Genomic DNA, 19,190 nt, shown 5'->3' with positions numbered 1-19,190 from the left:
CCTTAAATTTTTCTTAAATCATCCATTAACTGTGTCTTTTCTTTTGTTTCATCTGTTTTTTCTTCTTTAATGATACGTGCTGGATTTCCTGCAACAACAGCTCCAGCTGGCACATCATTCAAGACAATACTTCCAGCTCCAACAACAGCACCTTTACCAATACGAACACCTTCTACAACAACTGCATTCGCACCAATTAAAACATCATCTTCCAAAACAACGGGTTTGGCACTAGGTGGTTCAATAACTCCTGCTAAGACTGCTCCAGCTCCAACATGGCAGTGTTTTCCAACTTCAGCACGACCACCTAAGACAGCTCCCATGTCAATCATTGAACCTTCACCAATTTTAGCACCAATATTAATGACAGCCCCCATCATAATCACGGCATTATCTTCAATTGTCACATTTTCACGAATAAATGCTCCAGGTTCAATACGTGCATTAATATTTCGCATATCTAACATAGGTATAGCACTATTACGACGATCTTGTTCTAAATAAGTTTCTGTAATTTGATCTTGATGAGCTTCTAAATATTTTTGAACATTATCCAAATCACCAATCAAAACACGACTTGTTTCTGTTCCAAATACTTTGATAGAGTCATCTGTTGGTAAATCATGTCCATTAACATAAACCTTTACAGGTGTTTGTTTCTTTGCATCTCTAATATATTGAATAATTTCTTGTGCTGTACTATACATTCTTAAAATCCTCCTCATTCATTATTCCTTCAAAAACTGTTCTGGCTGGTCCTTCCATGAAAATATGTCCGTCCTGATATTGAATATTTAAAATACCACCTGAAAGTTCCACATCAACCTGTGAGTCACATAATCCATTGACATAGCTGGCATACATGACGGCACAGGCTCCCGTTCCACAGGCCATTGTTTCTCCTGATCCTCTTTCCCAGACACGCATCTTTAAATGCTGGCGATCAATCACCTGAACAAACTCAGTATTGACTGATTCAGGAAACATTTCATTTTTTTCAAAATATGGACCTATCTTTTCAATTTCAAAATCAAGCTGATCAACATATGTTACAACATGGGGATTCCCCATAGAAACAGCTGTACAACGATAAATATGATGATTGATGTTTAAGGGTTCATCAACCATTTGTTCCTTATTAAAAAGACAAGGTATATCCTGCGTATTCAAAGACGGTTGACCCATGTCTACTTTGACTGACTGCACTGTTCCATTTACAACATGTAACCAGACTCTTTTGACCCCAGCCAATGTTTCAATTTCCAAATAAGTTTGATCTGTTAAATGATGATCATAAACGAATTTAGCAAAACAGCGAATCCCATTCCCACACATCTTTCCTTCACTACCATCACGATTAAACATACGCATGAAAAAATCATATTTTTGTGAAGGTAAAATCACAATCATACCATCACTACCAATACCAAAATGACGATCACTGATGCGGGTAATAAACTCAGGTGTCATATCCACTTTTTGATGGATTCCATCTACATAAATATAATCATTTCCTAGTCCTTCCATCTTTGTAAATTTCAGCATTTTTTCACCTCTATCTTTTTGAAATATATTAACATTTTTTTGATATAATGAAAAGTCTTTTGAAATATTTGCATATATTAAAAATAAGGTGAGTCTATGAAATATATGTTAAAAAAAATCAATCAAACGATTTCTATTTTATTAATTGTTTTATTACTCATGATTATCTATTATCATAGTGTATATTAAAAATAACGGCTTAGCCGTTATTTTCATCTGTATGATCTTGTGGTTGTTTTTGATCTTGTTCTATTATCTGTTCTTGTTGAATTGTTTCTGTTTGCGTATCTGGCGTAGACTCTACAGGTTGATCCAATTGAGAATCTATATTGTCTTCTATCAATGTTTGTTTTGTTTTCTTTTTATTTTTTAAAACAAACACAACAATTCCAATAATAACTAATGCCCCAATTCCAATAAAAATAAATGTCATATCCATACCAGCTGATTTTGGTGATGAAATTACGATTTCATTTGTTGCATGAGACTGGCTTACTAATTCTAAAAGATCAATTTTTACATTTTGTCCATCAACAGTTCCTACATTAGATGTTGCTTTCCCTGGCATTTTGACGTTAATAACCATTTCTAAACCTAATGCTTTCATCTTATCTACAGAATAATCTGCTGATTGTAATAATTGAGAATCCATTTGTTGACTGAGATCTTCCATTGGTAATTTAAGAACTATACAATCCTTACCATCAATGGTTTCTTCAGTAATGTTCACTCCCATTTCATCTGCTGTTGAAGCTAACCCTTCCATACGTACACCAACCCAATTTGATGCATTGATTGTTTCTTCAATTGATGTCACTTTGACATTTTTTGTTTCTTCTGAAGATAACATCTGTTCTTTCATTTGTTCAACAAATTCTTCTTTTGTCATTTGCGAAGCTGTCAAAGCACTTTCTTCTATCAAAAAGTCCATAGATGTATTGACACTTTTATCAGCATTGACTTCAAGATTGATTGTCATTTTCATACATCCTGTTAATAAGAAAACAGCTAATAACAACGACAACGTTTTTAATAGTTTTTTCATAGATATTCTCCTTCCCTATTTTCATTGTAACATAATCCAACAAAATATGGGATTTTTTATCATGACATTTTCAAATTCATTTTTATATGTTTCCAAAATGAATGAATTCAATAGAATGCTCTTGTATAAATCCCATAACTCTTGGATCCATTAATGTTGCCAATTCTTTTGCCCTTTGGATATTATAACTGCTTAATTCTAATAAAGTTTGATCAACATAAGCTGGATGCAAAGCAAATTCAACACTTTCTCTTTGTTCTTTTAAACTTCGATTCAATAATTCCAGTAACATTTCTACAGTCCCATGATCATAAAAATCTGGAATATGGCATGGTGCATAACGAATACCATTTTGTGCTAAAATAGCTTCTATTTCCTGTGTTTGAGCACGCATTGGTAAATTGTATTTTTGAGCCAGTTTCATAGCTGCCTTTAATTGTTTAGGTGTTGTACAAACATGAAAATCAATATGATCAGGATGTAAACCCGTTGCTAAAAACTTATCCATTTGAGCCTGATATTCCAAATCAAGTTCACTTTGATCACTCTTTTCAATGATTTGTGGATCACGATAAAAATGATCATTTTCATCAGTTAATGTTTTTAATCCTTTCACAATTGAATATTGCGCTGTTGTAACGAGGTGAATCCCCACATGTAATAAATCAGGATATTGTTTCATCAACGAAACTGCATGATCAAAACCAGGCATATTGACCATTAAACTTGTTGAAGTCAAAATCCCCTGTTGAAATCCTTCTAAAATAGCTCAATTAACACCTTTTGAAAAACCAAAATCATCTGCATTCATAATTACTTTCATTATAAGTCCCTCCATCTTTTATATATATTTTATCACAACATAAAGATAATCACTATCCGCTTATATCATATCACACGTGATTTTGACAGAATGATACAAAAATGATTTTTGATATATGACTTATATATGTTATAATGTTCACCAACACATGAGTAAAGGAGAATATAAATGCGATTGTCTGAATTTTTAAGATTAGCAATTCCTTCAGTTGGAGCAGCCTGCTTTATTGTAGGTATTCTGGCTATTGTTTATTTGGCTTACATCTTCAAATCAAAAAAATATCAACAAACACCGCTAGACATCAAAAAACTTATTTATAGAGGATTATTGATAGGCTATATCTTAGTTGTCATAATAGCAACGCTAGGTCGTCCAAGCTATTCTTTTGATATGAAAGCCAGCACTGAATTATTTAGCTCATATAGACTCGCTATAAATCATTTTGATATGCGTGAATGGCGTAATATCATTTTAAATATATGTATGTTTATACCTTTAGGATTCTTATTACCGCTTGTATCTTCAAAAATGAAGCATTGGTGGGTGACTTACATAGCTGGAATCCTTTTGACACTGTGTATTGAACTCACACAATTGTTAACCAATCGTGGTATATTTGAAATAGATGATATTTTGAATAATGCTTTAGGATGTATGATAGGTTTTGGACTCTATTCTCTAGGACGTTACATCTATCAAAAATATAAAAAGCATCAAATAAATATGATACATACATTTATGGCTCAAATACCTCTCCTATTAACAATCATTGCTTTCTCTACTATATTTATTTCCTATTCCAAACAGGAATTAGGTAATCTGCAACAAAACTATTATAAAACTGTTGATATGTCACATATTGAAGTGACTAGTCTTGTTCCATTATCTGATGAGACATCTTTGCAAGATGTCTATAAAACCAAACAGTATACACAAGATGAATGTTATGATATCATTCAACCTTTTTTCAACAAGTATGGATTAACTATTGATGATACACAAACAGATATCTATGATGAAACTATTTATTTCTATTCTCAAAACAGAGAAATCCTAGCCAATATTGATTATAGTGGTGGAACTTTCCATCTTTGGTATACCAATGAATCAGATACACCACAAGACAATTTAACTGAACAAGAAGTTAAAGACATTATTCAAAAAGAAGGCATCCAGATTCCTCAACAAGCTACTTTTACATCATTAGATGATGGACAGTACATATTTGAAGTTCAGGATATCGTTGATCATCAATACCTCAATGGCTCTATTTCTTGTCAAATCAACGCAAATAAAACGCTTATCTCTTTAGGTTATGATTTAAAAACCTATGATTCTTATAAACAATTTCCAATCATTTCTCAACAACAGGCTTTTGAACTTATAAAAGATGGAAAATTCAATCAGGATTGGATGATGAGTTTGGATCAGGAAATCATTATCCATTCTGCGAACCTCATCTATGTTGAAGATTCTAAAGGTTTCTATCAGCCAGTCTATTTATTTGGAATAGAAAACGATCAAATCATCTATATTCCTGCTATTCAATCATAAAGCAAAAGAAAGTATGAATTCTTCATTGAGATATGATCCCTATATAAAGAAGACATCATTTATATATCACGATTACATATTTCAAACTATTTAACAAACTCTCATTTCTTATATAACTATCAAATTTTTAACGAGATTCTCACTTATAACACTTCTTATTTTCATACTCAAATAAAATAATTTTGAAAAAATAAAAAAATAACTTTACAAATGCTTTAAAATCTTATATACTTGTATTTGCCTGATTGAGGTATACAAGATCTGGCGGTCGTGGCGAAGTGGTTAACGCACCGGATTGTGGCTCCGGCATTTCGTGGGTTCGATTCCCATCGACCGCCCCAATTAAAAATTAGCCGAATTAGGTAATGCGGGTGTAGTTCAATGGTAGAACTTCAGCCTTCCAAGCTGACTACGTGGGTTCGATTCCCATCACCCGCTCCATATGTAAAGTTAAACTCCTTATTTTCATAAGGAGTTTTTTTATATTCTTTTTATTCATCATCATAAGCTCTTACATTATTCAACGGAAAAATCATTAGTAACAGGTTGATTATCAATAATATTTTCTTTTTCATTTTCGATTCTTTCCTTTTCTATCACTGTTTTTAGTATTTTAACGTATTTTATGTATTCGTTTCTTCCATAGTCTGTCAAATGATATGTTGTTAATGGTTTATCATTGTAAATTCTTTTGTGTTTTAAAATGAACTGACTTTGAATGAGCTTATTAAGATGTGTTGCCATATTGCCATCACTACAATTACATATCTCTTTTAATTGTCTATATGAAAGATCACTTTTATACAAACTAGCAATAATCTGTAAACGTATATTTGACTCAAATGCTTTAGATTGTTCAGATATGTTGTTCATTGTTCTCACCTCCCATATATAGCACAACAAATAAATTCGATAGAATGCAAGCTATTAGATATGTTTTGATAATGTCTATTAATGAAAACAATGTCTGTGTAAACAAAGAAATATTCGTCAATGTAGGGAAATATATTGAGTATAAAAAGCTAAATATTAAATATACAATATTTATTCCTATGATCCAAAGAATATATCTCTGTCTTATATAGTAATGTATGTAAAATAACATGATAATGTTGATAATCATAGACATTGGAAAAGTCAAGTAAAAGGTAAAAAGGAAATCAGCATTTATATAAGTCATTATGCAGCTCATAATTTGTTCTGAAGAAATAAGCAAAGGAAATATGAACCAAGTTTTTAAAAATTTCCTTTCCTGTAATGAAATTACTTTGTTGATTGATTTCCATAATAGAATTAAAAGAATACAATTGAAACCAATTTGACATGAGTTCTTTATTGGATAATAAAAAGAAAAATTGTAGAGCTGATAATATATATTGATATTATCAATGATAAAACAAAATACTGAATATAGAGATAATCCCATTATCCAAAAAGCAAAGACTTTTTGGATATAATGACATGATTTTTTTTTATTCAAGAGATAATCTACATCATCCTGTACCTGTGATATTAATGATAATTTTTCAGATGCTTTCATAAAAATAATTCTCCTTTGTTCTTATAAAATCTTAAGGCATTATTAAGATTTTTTATGAAACATTTACTGTAATAAGTATAGCATAAATTTGTAAAAAAAAAGAACTTATCAAAAAATATAATCATTATATTAAAAGAACTTTTAAATTAAAAGTATATATGATAAACTAAATATAGAAAGTCATACATTTAATTGTTATCACTATAATATTTTAATGGTTTAGATATATGTATAATATTTAATATATATTATTTTGTATTATTATGACAGTTAGTCTATTTAGAATTGACTTTTATTAGTTAGTTATAAAAGAAGGTGATTCCAATGTATAAATGTATGACCATAAAAGTAAATGAGTTAAATATATAACACAATATTTTATAATTACCCATATTATAATCTCTGTTTTGTATTTTATGAATAATCATAAATTTTAGAGTGTAGTCAATATTATAAAATAAATTTACAAGAAGTTACAATATATATTATCGAATATAATAAAATATAGCAAAATCTTTATATTTACATTTATAATTACATTTTTAACTTTCATTTCATCAAATCATATCGTTAATGCCTTAACACCTAAAATATCAAAAACATGCAGCCCATTATGTAATAAGCTCTTCTGTCAAATATGGAAAGAAAAACTTTAAACTTCAATATACTAAAAATGGAAGTACAAATTGGACTACTTCTATTAAAAATGGTATGAAACAATGGAATGACGAAGGTGCAAGCATCAGTTTAGAGACTTCTACTTATAAAATAGAAAGTAAAGCTTATGATACTGCTTCATGGGCCAGAAACACTACAAAATACACAATATATTTAAACGATTCAGCAGTTAAAAATGATACACAGAGATCAGAAGTAGTTGCTCATGAATTAGGACATACATTAGGGTTAGGACATGTAAATTGGCAAAGTGAATTGATGCGTTCAACTGGTTTAAAAGGTTCAGCTAGTCTATATGCTGGAGACATTACTGGTTATCATAAAATATGGTAGGAGGAGATTGTATGAAAACAGTACTAAAAAAATGGAAAGTTTTAATCGTTTGTCTTACAGCTATTATATTTGTTTTTATAATATTTATATTTTATTCCCATAATAAGCAAGTAACTGTTGTAAAACATATCCCTGATAATTCTACTGCAAAAATAGTAGGAGATTATTTAGACGAAGATGATCTTATTAAAGCACCTTATATTCTTGAAGGTACAGTAACTGATATCAGTCCATCTTTTGAATATGGAGGCATTCCATTTGTTAAAATAACATTTCATATTAATGATATATTATACTCTCAATCCGAATTAAAAGATAGCATTACAATTTTAAGAGAACAAGAAATGTTTACACCTCTTGAGAAAAATCAACAATATATACTCTATCTCTATGATTATGAAGGACCTATCGCTTCTCAAGTAAAAATGATTTGTGGTGGAAATTTGGGAGCATATGAAATTGTGAAAGAAGAAGTGACTAATGCAAGTCAGTCAATAGAAGAATATAAACAAGAGGTGAAAAAAGCTCTAAAATAATAGACTCTTTTGTACAAAATCGTTATTTTTAAATTATTATTAAAGTATAGATTCATTAGCGTAAAATCATAATTATTTTTATTGAATAATATATAAGAATACTTTGAGGAGGTAAAAGTGTGAAAATAAAGAAAATGATACCAATAATTCTATTGGTGGTATTCACTATAGTGATTATTTTTGTTAGCTTTATGAAAAAAAATAAAGAAATTAATGAAACACTTTCAATTGGAACCGAGTATGGAGTCCAAGTAAATGATAAACAGCTTTATACTTTTACTATCAATAATATATCAAAAGTACAGACATATTCTGATTGCGAAATCGTTATTATAGATTTCACTTATAAAAACAATAATATTGAAGATAATTTTATAATTAATCAAAAGAATTTCGATGTGGTTGATGATTCAAATCAACAAATTGAATATATTGATTGTTCATTGATTCATAATAAGCCTAGAATAATAAAGAAAAATCAAACATATTCAGCTCAATTAGCATATTCTATTCATAAAAATACAAAGGAACTTTTTTTAAAATTCCATACACAATATACAAATGACACTGCGTTATTTCAGCTTCCAGTATATAGATGATAAAAGTCAATATTAAAATTGGATTTCAAAAACATAATACGAGTGGGATATTTATTATAGCCACAATTATAATCAATGTTGTTGATCAATAATATGGCTTTTTCATTTTACGCTTACGATTATAATGCAGATACAAAGAAGGAAACATTTGTAAAATGGATTACCTATAAAGTTAAACCCGTCAATAGAAGTACATGCTGGTATATTTCCTGTGATATAAAGCAAGAATGGTAATGGTTTGATAATAACTGTTATAGTACAAGGACATAACTATAATACTAGAGTTACAAATCCTGTATATAAGTTTATTAAAAATGTATGATAATAACTCTATCATAGTTTAATGGGCATAAATGATATTCCCACCAAAATAACACCAAAAATATAAAAAGTATACCTCAGTATAAAAAATGATACCGAGATATACTTTTAAAACGGCTTAAACACAGTATTTTTATTAACCTTTATACATTGATATACTTTTATCAATAGCTATAGAGTATGCAGCTGTAGTTCAATGATAAAACCTCAAACTTTCAAACTGATTGAATGAGTTCAATTCTCATCACTTGCACCATATGTAAATTTAAAATCCTTATTTCTTTGTAAAAAGAATAAAAACAAGACCTAAAAATGAAGTAATTGTCAATGCCATATTCATTTGTAAAAGCGTAATAACATCTTTTGGCACTATATAATTCAAACCAAGAGCAATAACATAAAAAATTAACACTAAATAGAATATAAATAATAATACTTCTTGAATTTTCAATATATCCCCTCTCATTCATTGCAGACATGGTATTATTATAGCAGATATCCAGGAAATCACAAGACTCTCAAATGATATCAATTCTATATTACTTATAAGAAATAAAAATAGTAACATATACTCAACAATGAGCTATTGTTACTATTTTTTATATAATTTATGAGAAATTTTTGTCTTCAAAAGGATCAAAGGTATTCAATAAGTTCTAAAATATACGTTAACAATTTATTTCCTTTTGACACATATTACAAACCAATAGATAACAAATAATATGATAGCCTCCAATTGTGTACAAGTATATATAGCAATCAATGTAAAATTATCCAATTTTCAAGACAACCTGTTTGATTACATACAAAAGACTCTATAACCAACAAAAGAACCCACAATGACAATAGTGCATTTATGATACTAGAAAAAATCTATTTTCTTTTCTAGTGTAAAGTATTTTTATTATAACAAAAATTAGAATAAGCAATATAATTTCTAATAAAATATATAAAATTATTAAGATCAAACTTTATGATCTTATGAGATATTATACACAGTCTATAATAAGCGTAGCTATTAATAATAGCTGCCAAATAAATGGATTTAAAGTAATCATTAATATATATACTTATTACCTTTATAACTAAATCATATAACATTAAATAGAAGAAAACAAAGAAATGTTTGAACAATCTTTAAACTTTTTTATATGAGCTATATGATCAACAAGCTATTGAATTTCCCGTGATTTTGGAACATAGATTGTGAAAATAGAAAAAGAGATTTCCCGTAAAACTTATTCGTTTTGGAAAACCCCGTGACTTCTTAGACTATCTATATAAATAGAGATATACTTTTATTGTGCTTTCATATCCAGAAATATTTATAACTTTATTTTCATTTATTATAAAACATATTTCATATAACTATGACATAAAAATACTATTCACACATCAATCCTCTCATATTCTTATTTATTTCAAGATTTATCTTTCTTACAATTGACAATCATAGCACAATGATCTGTAAAAGCTAATGTTCTCATATCAATAATGATATCTATCAAATGAATATCTGCTTTTGCTAATACATAATCTATATGTGTATTGCCTACAAATGTTCTATAGAAGTCACCTTGATGTGCCTTTTTCTTTTCACCTTTATAATCAATATAGTAAGCTTTTTCTTCTTTTAAACCTTTTTCCCATAAATCAGAATATTCTTTGTCATTTATTAAATTGTCTATCACTTTCCAATTTTTAATCTGTGAATATTTTCTATGTGCATTAAAATCACCACATATAATATCGCAGTCACTTTCTTGAATGATTGACAATAAAGAATCTATATCATCTTGTAAAGGCAAATGCAGACCGAATATAGACCAATCATCATTTTTTATTTTCACAAAACGATTATTATAATGAAAATGATCTATATTTACTTTTTGCCATGTATCGTCCTTACAAAGAGCAACTGTTAAATAAATTGTTTTTTTAATATTTTCAATTTCCTGATATAAATTAGGTGATATCTTATGTGTATAACATGTAACCTCATCAGCAAAAGACGATCTTACTTCCTGTAAAATCACAACATCTGCCTGATACTCTTTTAAAAACTCATTGAGACTTCCATCTATCAGATATCGAAACATATTCAAATTTAATGTTATTATTTTCATATTTTATCACCCTAATATCATTATACAATAAATTAAAAAGAAATATCTCTAATATCATAAAATTCAATTCTTTGATCATCAATAAATAAGACTTTATGATATTCTGCATCTATTTTTGTAATCATTCCTTGTAATGACTGATATTGCTGGTGTGTATAATAAACAATTTTCACAAACATACCTTTTTGAAGTTGTTGAAATAAACGATTCAATCTTTCACATTCATCTTCCATTAATTCTTTTTTATAAACAGGTTGTCTTTCCTTTTCATGAAGATATTCTCTAAATCCACGTAAAGAATCAAATGGTTGAAATTCTACTGCATCATCATGATTTTTATTCTGCATTATGTCCTCCTATTAACTGATGTCGCTGTTTTGCAGTGGCTTTATCTAAAACATTCATGGCTTTCAAAACAGCATTCTTTCCATACTTATTTTTAATTTGAATAATAGATTGTTGTAACTGTCTTTCTTTCAGTACTTCTTCATAGTCAGTAAACAAATCATAGGCTTCATATCTTTCATCAATAACTTGACCAAAACCAATAGAAATCTTTCTAATCTTTTGACTTTTAAATGTTGTAGACTCAAATAAGTCAATAAACTCCTTAACCAACAGACGATAAGAATTTGTCACAACAGAAATTTTACGACTACCACCCGTAGACGGAAGTGAAGCATCAACATATCTAATATGTAAAGAAATATGATTGGTCACAAGTCCCTGTTCAACCAGTGTTAAAACATTATCCTCCACCATTTCTTTTAAAACCAGTAAAGCATCCTGATCACGATATTCTCCAAATAGAACCTGTCCATTGGATATAGAACGATGCTGAGGCTGATAATTTTTAATTTGTTGAATAGTCACCGGTTCTTTACCCCAAGCATGACGAATTAAAAAACGTGCATTCACACCAAACTCTTTATACAAGATATCTTCAGGACAATGTGCTATTCCTTTCATATTGACAATGCCTAATTTATATAAACGCTTGGCGATTCCTCTGCCCACTTGCCAAAAATCTGTGAGTGGCGTATGTTCCCATAATGTCTTTTGATATATTTGTTCATCCAAATAAGCCATATGACTTTTGACATGCTTGGCGGTAATATCTAAAGCCACTTTAGCTAAATAAAGATTCGTACCAATACCACATGTAGCTGGAATTCCCGTTGTTCTATAAACATCATCTATAATCATCTGCGCTATTTCTTGAGCGTTTTTATGATAGAAATTCAGATATTCTGTGACATCTAAAAAAGCCTCATCAATAGAATACACATAAATATCTTCCTGACTTAAATATTTTAAATACAAACCATAAATATTAGCTGAATATTCCATATAAAGTTTCATCCTTGGTTTAGCTACAATATAATGAATATGCTTAGGTATTTCAAATAAACGGCATCTGTTTTTCACTCCTAACTCTTTCATATGTGGAGAAACAGCTAAACAGATTGTACTCTTTCCTCTTGAAATATCCGCAACAACAAGATTGACCTTGTAAGGATCCAAGCCTCTTTCTACACATTCTACTGAAGCATAAAAAGTTTTGAAATCAATGCATAAATAATATCTCATATACAACTCACCACCTGACAAAGTTATTATACAAAATAAAAGTTGCATAATCAATGTATTTTATGCAACTTCTCTATACAATATTTTCCATTTTTTAAACTTGATGTTTCACACGATCATGTTCCTCGGCTCTTTTGGCATCATTAAAGCGATCCAATGTTCCTACCAAATAACCTGTAATACGTCGAATTCTTTGAATAGGTTCTGGCTGTAAACAATAGTGAAGATCAACAAATTCTCCATCTACTGTTAATGTTAGGGATGTTAAAGTTTCATGAGGATATTTCTGTTTGACATATTGGATATATTCCTTAATTTCATCTTCACTCATTTCACCATTCAAAACTTCAACATCAACATGATCAATCACTTCTTTCATACACATCACCTTCTCTTTATTTTATTATAGAAAATAAAATTCTAAAAAACAAATGAAATGAATGTTTCATCCTTGAAAAAATGAAAGGAACTATTATACAATAGGAATGAAAAAGTGAGGTATGAATATATGAAAAGAATTACAAGTTTTAGTGTTGACCATACTCAATTAAAAAAGGGGATTTATATTTCAAGAACGGATGATCATCTGACAACTTATGATATCAGAATGTGCGAGCCTAATGTTGATGAACCTTTAGATCCTAAAGCTGCTCATACAATTGAACATATAGGGGCAACACTTTTAAGAAATGGTATCTATAAAGACAAAATTATTTATTTTGGTCCTATGGGTTGTATGACTGGGTTTTATCTCATTACAAAGGATTTAGATTTTGAAACAGTTAAAACATTAGTCAGAACAACTTTTGAACAGATTGCAAGTTGGGATCAAGATATACCCGGTGCCAAAAAAGAAGAATGTGGAAATTATACTTATATGGATTTAACCAAAGCGAAACAAGCTGCTCTCTTTTTTATAAACAGTTCATGGGAACATGAATATCATTATCTTTAAAAACACAAAGAATCTAAAAGAATAAACATCATTCTTTTAGATTCTTTTATTTGATATCCTAACATCATTATCAAAATAACATACTTTTTAACCATCTTTTTGAAAATTCTGTCTAATTTTTTCAATCATATCAATACAATCAATAGAATCCTGTAAACTCATACGTGGACTTTCTATGAGCTTCGCTTGTAAACAGCGATGAACTTCTTCAATTTCACCAAAGAAATCATCATTGATATAAGGTGTTTCAATCTGACGTGCTGTTCTAGTGGCATCAATAATTGTAGCCTGTGTAGGACGATAAAAAGGCTGTGCTAAAATTGTTCCTTTAGTTCCTTTTATTTCTAAGATAGGATCTTTCTTTTCATCAAAAGCCATTTCCATCAAAGCTTTTTGCCCACTTTCAAAAGTGATTGTTACCTTTTCATGACTATCCACTCCATAACGAAATTGCACCTGAGAATCAATTGCAGCAATAGGAGAATGAATATAATCCAAAGTGCTAGCCACATTATAGCTGCCAACATCATTGAGAATACCACCTTGTTCTTGATCAAACAAATAATGTCCTTCTAAATAATCCCTGTCATAACAAAAGCATGTTTCAACACTTAAGATTTCACCAATTTCTTTATTCTCTAAACAATCCTTAATATCTTGAATCAAAGGAATAAAACGTGTTTTCATGGCTTCCATAAAAAATGTTTGATTCTTGATTGCTTCCTGTTTTAAATCTTCCATTTGCCATTTATAAAGTGTCGCTGGTTTTTCGCAAAGAACAGCTTTATGATGTTGTAAAGCTTTTTTAGCCCAACGATAATGATCAATATGCCTCATTGCCAAATACACAGCATCTACATTTTCATCATTTAATAAATCTTCATAATCATGATAAACCTTAACATCTGGATGTTCTTTTAAAAATTCTTCACATTTGCTTTCTGTATAAGAAGCAGCTGCATATAATTGACCATTTGTACTCTTTTCTAAACTTTTTATAAAACGTTTGGCAATATTTCCTATTCCCAATATTCCCCATTGAATCATATAGCCTTACCTCCATACATTCATTATACACCTTCCCTATCTATTTTGGATATAATTTATACAAGAATAAAACTGATTCAAGGAGATTCTACATGCTTATAATGATTTATTCATTTGATAATAGCGCCAACCATCTCGACATATATAAAAGAGAAGAAACAGTATAATAGCACTATAATATAAAGATTGTAAATAAGCCACTAACATGATGGCAACAAGACATAGAAAAGCCATGACTTTTTGAATCTTAAAACGATGTATATAAACTTCTTTAAACATTTGCCAGGCTTCTAACAAAATCGTTAAGCAGGCTGATAAAATTAGACAATAAATCAGGCTCTTTTGAAAAGCAGAGGAATAGCTTGTATAAAGGTATCCCTGTCCTAAGAGATTTCTTATAATAACCAGATAAATAAAGCTGATGCCATAATGAATGCCTATTCTCTCTTTCATAAAGTATCCCTCCTTAACGCTTCCATAAAATCCTTTACATAATAACGTGTCAATAACAGCTTTTTTTGACTTTTTAAAGTCAGAATATATCTTCTTTGAACCTCTGGTATAATACTTTCTATCTTATGAATATTGACCAAAGTTGATTTATTAATTCTCACAAAACCATAAGGTTTCAGTTTTTCCTCTAATTCATAAAGCTTCTGATAGATCTGATATTGAAGATGTTCACTATGGACAAAAGCTTCCTTAGAATAACCTTCAATAAAATCAATCTGTTGAGGTAAAAGTTTGTATTGTTTTTCATCAGCATAACAGAGAACATATTTTTGATGCAAACTCTGTAAATATAAAATCAAATCTTCTATATGTTCCATAGAAAAGTAATAACACATACCTTCATAATCAAAACCTTTTTCTACAATGACAATATCTAACTGCTGATATTCTCTTAGCATAGATTTTAAAGTATCAAGATGATCGGGTGCACATATGATTTTCATAGGACTTCCTCCAATTCACAGATGTAAGAATCAATAACCTGATTATTTTCATCTCGATATTTTATTTTTAGTTTTGATAAATGATCTAACGGCTGATGAATAAAACGTTTATTGAAGAAACGTTCATAACGATTTTGATCAAGAGCATTAGTATACATCAGAATCAAGTTTTCTTCTTGATTTTCATTGACTGTATAAAACAGGATATCTGTTATCTGATCTTGATTTTGTTTTAATGTTATCTGTGGTGGTGGATCAGTGATAACATTCATATCATATTTCAGGTTTTCCATACAGATATTTTCATCTTCATAACGATAACTATGAGATGAAACTTGTTCTAAAGTCGACATCTGCTGATAATAACACTCGCCATTTTGATTATAAAGTTTTAATGCAAAATTGAAGGCATCTGTATAATCTTGAATATTTTGAATCTCACTATAACAATCATCTTGAACATAAACACCTACATAACCTGTAAATGGTGTCGTTTCTCCTTCTTCATATTCAACAGTCTGAAACGGTCCTGATGAAGAGACAATGACCTGATCATAATTCAAAATCTGATATTCAACTTGACTTAAGTCTTTGAATAAATCCTGACGAATATAGATTTCAATCGGTGTATAGGATACACTTTCTCTTCCCAAAAACAGTGTGCTCTGTTGTTCTTTTCGATAACCAAAAGGCAAGATTTTATAATCTTCTTCGTTCACTTTTAAATAGTATGATTCTTCATATAAAACTTCCTGTTGGATCTGTTTTGAAAAGCCATCTTTCATATAGACAATACCTAAAAGACTTGCTAAAGAAAGAACAATAATGATTGCTTTTTGATGAAATGAATAGGATAAAGATTGAACATGGATTTGGATATAATCTTCTTCTAAAAAATGATTGATTTTGACCATATGATATAAAACCATAATCAAAACTATTTCTAAGACAATCATGAAAAAGGCAGCTATTAGCATGAAAGATGCTTCATTTATTTTCAAAATCAATTCACCCAACAATAAAATGATCACATAAACTGTCAAATATATACGATAGCTATATCTATATTTTTTTAAAGCAGGATAATCAACAGCTATATGATCAATCCCTATATAGACAAATGCCAATGCTAGTAACCAAATCCACTGGTTGAAAAAATACAATTGAAACAGTTCCATTACAAAACTGACTATCCATAATCCTAAAGATATCAACAGTTCTCTTGATTTCACTCTTCTAAAAACAATGACAATTCCCACCATAATAATCATCATTGATAAAGCATCTGGAAAAAGTGCTATGCTATTGATTGAAAACGAAATGCCTAGAAGCAACCAGAGCCCTAAAGCTATGATACCAATTCCCATCCTACTCACCTCTTTCAATTATGATTATACATGATTGTGTGAAAAAATGGTTAAATATTCTCTCACATAGCCAAAAACATGTCTCAGTTGCCAAATAAAAAAGGGATTGCGTCAATCCCTAAAAATGACCCTTGATTTCTTGAATAAATTTCTGATAAGCATCAATCACCTGATCACACCATTGATCAAATGTTTCATCTTTAACTTTCTTTTGTGGATGCTGTTCCATATAGTCAAGATACATCTTCAACCCTTCCTGAATCATAATATGATTTTGAAAATCAGGAATATCTCTTTGAATTTTTGACATATCAAACAGACATGAATATTGCTTATCTCCTAGAATTGATGATTCAATATCATAAGTTTGAGAGAGTGCTAATGTATCACTGGCAATATGAATGATTTTTGGTTCTTTGTTTAATAAGGCATATAAATCACGATAAATCATATCCCAGTTCACCACAACAGGATTAATATTATGATAAGCCTGACCAATTGTCTTTTCATTATTGATCAGTTGAATAAAATTATAGGCAAAATCCTGATTATGAGTACAATGCCATGTGCTCTTACCATCACCATGAACAATGACTGGCTTATCATTTAAAATACGATCAACCACACTCCAACAGCTTTTTCCTTTGACACTTAAAGGAATACGATCATATCCATAAGTTTGTGAAGGACGAACAATCGTAATAGGAAAACCAAATTCTTCATAAGCTTTCATAAAGATTTGTTCACATTTTGTTTTCTCTCTTCCATATTCAGAATAGATATTATTTTGTTCATGTGATTCATGAATCATCACAGCTGTTTCATGATTATAAGTCACAACTGTAGATATAAAGATATATTGTTGAATCTTTCCCTTAAATAACTGAATTTGTTTAATAGCTTCTTCTGGCTTATAGATAATGAAGTTACAAACAATATCAAAAGAATAATCTTTTAAAATTTCTTCCATTTTTGCAGTATCATGAAAATCACAGATTATCTGATGAGCATGTTCAGGTAAAGACTTATGTCCACGATTCATAACGTATAATTCAATATCCTGATTTTGACTTAATGCTTCACATATAGGCAGAGATATTGTACCTGTTCCACCAATTAATAAAACTTTTAAAGGTTTCTTTGTAAGTATCATCTTATTCATCTCCATTTATTTTGATAATTTTATTATATCAATAAAATGAATCCTTGAAAATCTTTTTTAAAATTCTATGATTCATCATATTCTCTGACTTTTATCCCATCTTCTTTTTATCAAAAAGAGGTCTATAACCTCAATAAACATCAAAAATCAGTTTATGACATGTTATAGACCTTTTTTAAAAGTTTTTCACTTTTTCTTCAAATTCATCTAACCAATCAGATGAATAGTTTTCAATCATTCCCATATCAGAAAGTTGTGTTAATTCACTATCTAAAGGTAATTGCCCTAATATCTTTAAATCATATTTATCTGCCACATCTTGTAGATGACTTTTTCCAAAGACAAAAATCTTCTTTCCACAATCAGGACATTGCACATAACTCATATTTTCCACAATACCTAAAATAGGAACATTCATTTTCTTTGCCATATTAACAGCTTTAGAAACAATCATGCTGACAAGTTCCTGTGGACTTGTCACAATCACAATACCATCTAGAGGTAAAGATTGGAAAATTGTCAAAGGGACATCTCCAGTTCCTGGAGGCATATCTACGAACATATAATCCACTTCGCCCCATCTGACATCACTCCAGAATTGTTTGATCATACCTGCTAAAATAGGTCCTCTCCATACAACGGGCTCTTCTGCATTTTCTAATAAAAGATTCGTTGACATGATTTCAATACCTTCTAAAGATTTAGCTGGAATGATTTCTTCTCCATTAGAATAAATCTGTGTACCTTCAACACCAAATGTTTTCGCAATTGATGGTCCTGTAATATCACCGTCTAATACAGCACAGCGATATCCTTCACGCTGTTTTAAAACAGCCAACAAAGACGTAATAGATGATTTTCCTACACCACCTTTACCACTGACAATTCCAATCACTTTATGTATTTTTGAATTTTTATTCATTGGAGCTAAAAAACTTCTTTCTTCACAATCTTCCTGACATGATTGACAATCATGATTACAGTCTTGACTACTCATAATATAACCTCCACAT

At 29.8% G+C, this 19,190-nt stretch carries 21 protein-coding genes and 2 tRNA genes; 7 read left to right on the top strand and 16 right to left on the bottom strand.

What is annotated here, in order from left to right; all coding sequences use genetic code 11:
* Positions 1 to 2 precede the first annotated feature (2 nt).
* The 4 genes from dapD to B5E79_RS01700 form a co-directional block, all read right to left on the bottom strand.
* Positions 3 to 707 (bottom strand): 2,3,4,5-tetrahydropyridine-2,6-dicarboxylate N-acetyltransferase, encoded by a 705-nt coding sequence (gene dapD, locus B5E79_RS01715; RefSeq protein ID WP_087296734.1) that lies wholly within the window; start codon positions 705 to 707, stop codon positions 3 to 5.
* Positions 700 to 1,545, bottom strand: a complete 846-nt coding sequence (gene dapF / locus B5E79_RS01710) for a diaminopimelate epimerase (protein WP_087296733.1) — start codon at positions 1,543 to 1,545, stop codon at positions 700 to 702. The genes dapD and dapF overlap by 8 nt, the downstream gene beginning before the upstream one ends.
* Before the next feature lie 199 nt (positions 1,546 to 1,744).
* The gene (locus tag B5E79_RS01705) at positions 1,745 to 2,590 is read right to left on the bottom strand and encodes a DUF3153 domain-containing protein (RefSeq protein WP_087296732.1); all 846 of its coding nucleotides are present in this window, start codon (positions 2,588 to 2,590) and stop codon (positions 1,745 to 1,747) included.
* Positions 2,591 to 2,672: 82 nt separating this feature from the next.
* A complete protein-coding gene (locus tag B5E79_RS01700) occupies positions 2,673 to 3,356 on the bottom strand; it encodes a ChbG/HpnK family deacetylase (protein WP_224759476.1) in 684 nt (227 codons plus the stop codon).
* Positions 3,357 to 3,581: 225 nt separating this feature from the next.
* Here B5E79_RS01700 and B5E79_RS01695 point away from each other — a divergent pair, with 225 nt between their 5' ends.
* The 3 genes from B5E79_RS01695 to B5E79_RS01685 all read left to right on the top strand — a co-directional run bounded on the left by B5E79_RS01695 (position 3,582) and on the right by B5E79_RS01685 (position 5,408).
* A complete protein-coding gene (locus tag B5E79_RS01695) occupies positions 3,582 to 4,967 on the top strand; it encodes a VanZ family protein (RefSeq protein ID WP_087296730.1) in 1,386 nt (461 codons plus the stop codon).
* Positions 4,968 to 5,231: 264 nt separating this feature from the next.
* Positions 5,232 to 5,308: transfer RNA gene (locus B5E79_RS01690), tRNA-His, on the top strand.
* 26 nt (positions 5,309 to 5,334) lie between these two features.
* Positions 5,335 to 5,408 (top strand) — tRNA-Gly (locus B5E79_RS01685).
* A gap of 75 nt (positions 5,409 to 5,483) precedes the next feature.
* Here B5E79_RS01685 and B5E79_RS01680 read toward each other — a convergent pair.
* Positions 5,484 to 5,840, bottom strand: coding sequence for a transcriptional regulator (locus B5E79_RS01680; protein ID WP_087296729.1), 357 nt, complete (start codon positions 5,838 to 5,840; stop codon positions 5,484 to 5,486).
* A gap of 1,378 nt (positions 5,841 to 7,218) precedes the next feature.
* Here B5E79_RS01680 and B5E79_RS01670 point away from each other — a divergent pair.
* From B5E79_RS01670 to B5E79_RS01660, 3 genes are all read left to right on the top strand, one after another.
* On the top strand, positions 7,219 to 7,518 hold the full coding sequence (locus tag B5E79_RS01670; protein WP_087296727.1) for a matrixin family metalloprotease: 300 nt from the start codon (positions 7,219 to 7,221) through the stop codon (positions 7,516 to 7,518).
* Positions 7,519 to 7,529: 11 nt separating this feature from the next.
* The gene (locus B5E79_RS01665) at positions 7,530 to 8,054 is read left to right on the top strand and encodes a hypothetical protein (protein WP_087244607.1); all 525 of its coding nucleotides are present in this window, start codon (positions 7,530 to 7,532) and stop codon (positions 8,052 to 8,054) included.
* A gap of 119 nt (positions 8,055 to 8,173) precedes the next feature.
* Positions 8,174 to 8,653 (top strand): hypothetical protein, encoded by a 480-nt coding sequence (locus tag B5E79_RS01660; RefSeq protein WP_087244608.1) that lies wholly within the window; start codon positions 8,174 to 8,176, stop codon positions 8,651 to 8,653.
* Positions 8,654 to 9,248: 595 nt separating this feature from the next.
* Here B5E79_RS01660 and B5E79_RS13435 read toward each other — a convergent pair.
* The 5 genes from B5E79_RS13435 to nrdD all read right to left on the bottom strand — a co-directional run bounded on the left by B5E79_RS13435 (position 9,249) and on the right by nrdD (position 13,021).
* The gene (locus B5E79_RS13435) at positions 9,249 to 9,425 is read right to left on the bottom strand and encodes a hypothetical protein (RefSeq protein ID WP_158095448.1); all 177 of its coding nucleotides are present in this window, start codon (positions 9,423 to 9,425) and stop codon (positions 9,249 to 9,251) included.
* 970 nt (positions 9,426 to 10,395) lie between these two features.
* Positions 10,396 to 11,100 (bottom strand): endonuclease/exonuclease/phosphatase family protein, encoded by a 705-nt coding sequence (locus B5E79_RS01650; RefSeq protein WP_087296726.1) that lies wholly within the window; start codon positions 11,098 to 11,100, stop codon positions 10,396 to 10,398.
* 32 nt (positions 11,101 to 11,132) lie between these two features.
* Positions 11,133 to 11,447 (bottom strand): YolD-like family protein, encoded by a 315-nt coding sequence (locus B5E79_RS01645; RefSeq protein WP_087296725.1) that lies wholly within the window; start codon positions 11,445 to 11,447, stop codon positions 11,133 to 11,135.
* On the bottom strand, positions 11,437 to 12,690 hold the full coding sequence (locus B5E79_RS01640) for a Y-family DNA polymerase (protein WP_087246118.1): 1,254 nt from the start codon (positions 12,688 to 12,690) through the stop codon (positions 11,437 to 11,439). The genes B5E79_RS01645 and B5E79_RS01640 overlap by 11 nt, the downstream gene beginning before the upstream one ends.
* Before the next feature lie 94 nt (positions 12,691 to 12,784).
* On the bottom strand, positions 12,785 to 13,021 hold the full coding sequence (gene nrdD, locus B5E79_RS01635) for an anaerobic ribonucleoside-triphosphate reductase (RefSeq protein ID WP_422879803.1): 237 nt from the start codon (positions 13,019 to 13,021) through the stop codon (positions 12,785 to 12,787).
* Between the two features lie 177 nt (positions 13,022 to 13,198).
* On the opposite strand from nrdD, the gene B5E79_RS01630 reads away from it, so the two are divergent.
* The gene (locus B5E79_RS01630; protein WP_087296724.1) at positions 13,199 to 13,645 is read left to right on the top strand and encodes an S-ribosylhomocysteine lyase; all 447 of its coding nucleotides are present in this window, start codon (positions 13,199 to 13,201) and stop codon (positions 13,643 to 13,645) included.
* A gap of 87 nt (positions 13,646 to 13,732) precedes the next feature.
* Here the strand turns inward: B5E79_RS01630 and B5E79_RS01625 are convergent, their stop codons facing one another.
* The 6 genes from B5E79_RS01625 to B5E79_RS01600 all read right to left on the bottom strand — a co-directional run bounded on the left by B5E79_RS01625 (position 13,733) and on the right by B5E79_RS01600 (position 19,174).
* Positions 13,733 to 14,692, bottom strand: coding sequence for a Gfo/Idh/MocA family protein (locus tag B5E79_RS01625; RefSeq protein WP_087296723.1), 960 nt, complete (start codon positions 14,690 to 14,692; stop codon positions 13,733 to 13,735).
* Positions 14,693 to 14,788: 96 nt separating this feature from the next.
* A complete protein-coding gene (locus tag B5E79_RS01620; protein ID WP_087296722.1) occupies positions 14,789 to 15,145 on the bottom strand; it encodes a hypothetical protein in 357 nt (118 codons plus the stop codon).
* The gene (locus tag B5E79_RS01615) at positions 15,142 to 15,648 is read right to left on the bottom strand and encodes a LytTR family DNA-binding domain-containing protein (RefSeq protein ID WP_087246102.1); all 507 of its coding nucleotides are present in this window, start codon (positions 15,646 to 15,648) and stop codon (positions 15,142 to 15,144) included. The genes B5E79_RS01620 and B5E79_RS01615 overlap by 4 nt, the downstream gene beginning before the upstream one ends.
* Positions 15,645 to 17,015: a hypothetical protein gene (locus B5E79_RS01610; protein ID WP_087296721.1), complete on the bottom strand. Its 1,371-nt coding sequence runs from the start codon at positions 17,013 to 17,015 to the stop codon at positions 15,645 to 15,647. The genes B5E79_RS01615 and B5E79_RS01610 overlap by 4 nt, the downstream gene beginning before the upstream one ends.
* A gap of 118 nt (positions 17,016 to 17,133) precedes the next feature.
* Positions 17,134 to 18,168: an NAD-dependent epimerase/dehydratase family protein gene (locus B5E79_RS01605; protein WP_158095447.1), complete on the bottom strand. Its 1,035-nt coding sequence runs from the start codon at positions 18,166 to 18,168 to the stop codon at positions 17,134 to 17,136.
* A 184-nt stretch (positions 18,169 to 18,352) separates the two neighbouring features.
* A complete protein-coding gene (locus B5E79_RS01600) occupies positions 18,353 to 19,174 on the bottom strand; it encodes an Mrp/NBP35 family ATP-binding protein (RefSeq protein ID WP_087296764.1) in 822 nt (273 codons plus the stop codon).
* Positions 19,175 to 19,190 lie beyond the last annotated feature (16 nt).

It is taken from the genome of Massilimicrobiota sp. An134, from assembly GCF_002160815.1.
Lineage (GTDB): Bacteria > Bacillota_I > Bacilli_A > Erysipelotrichales > Coprobacillaceae > Allocoprobacillus > Allocoprobacillus merdigallinarum.
The sequence above is the reverse complement of the archived record's forward strand: the minus strand, read 5'-3'. Positions and strand labels throughout refer to the sequence as shown.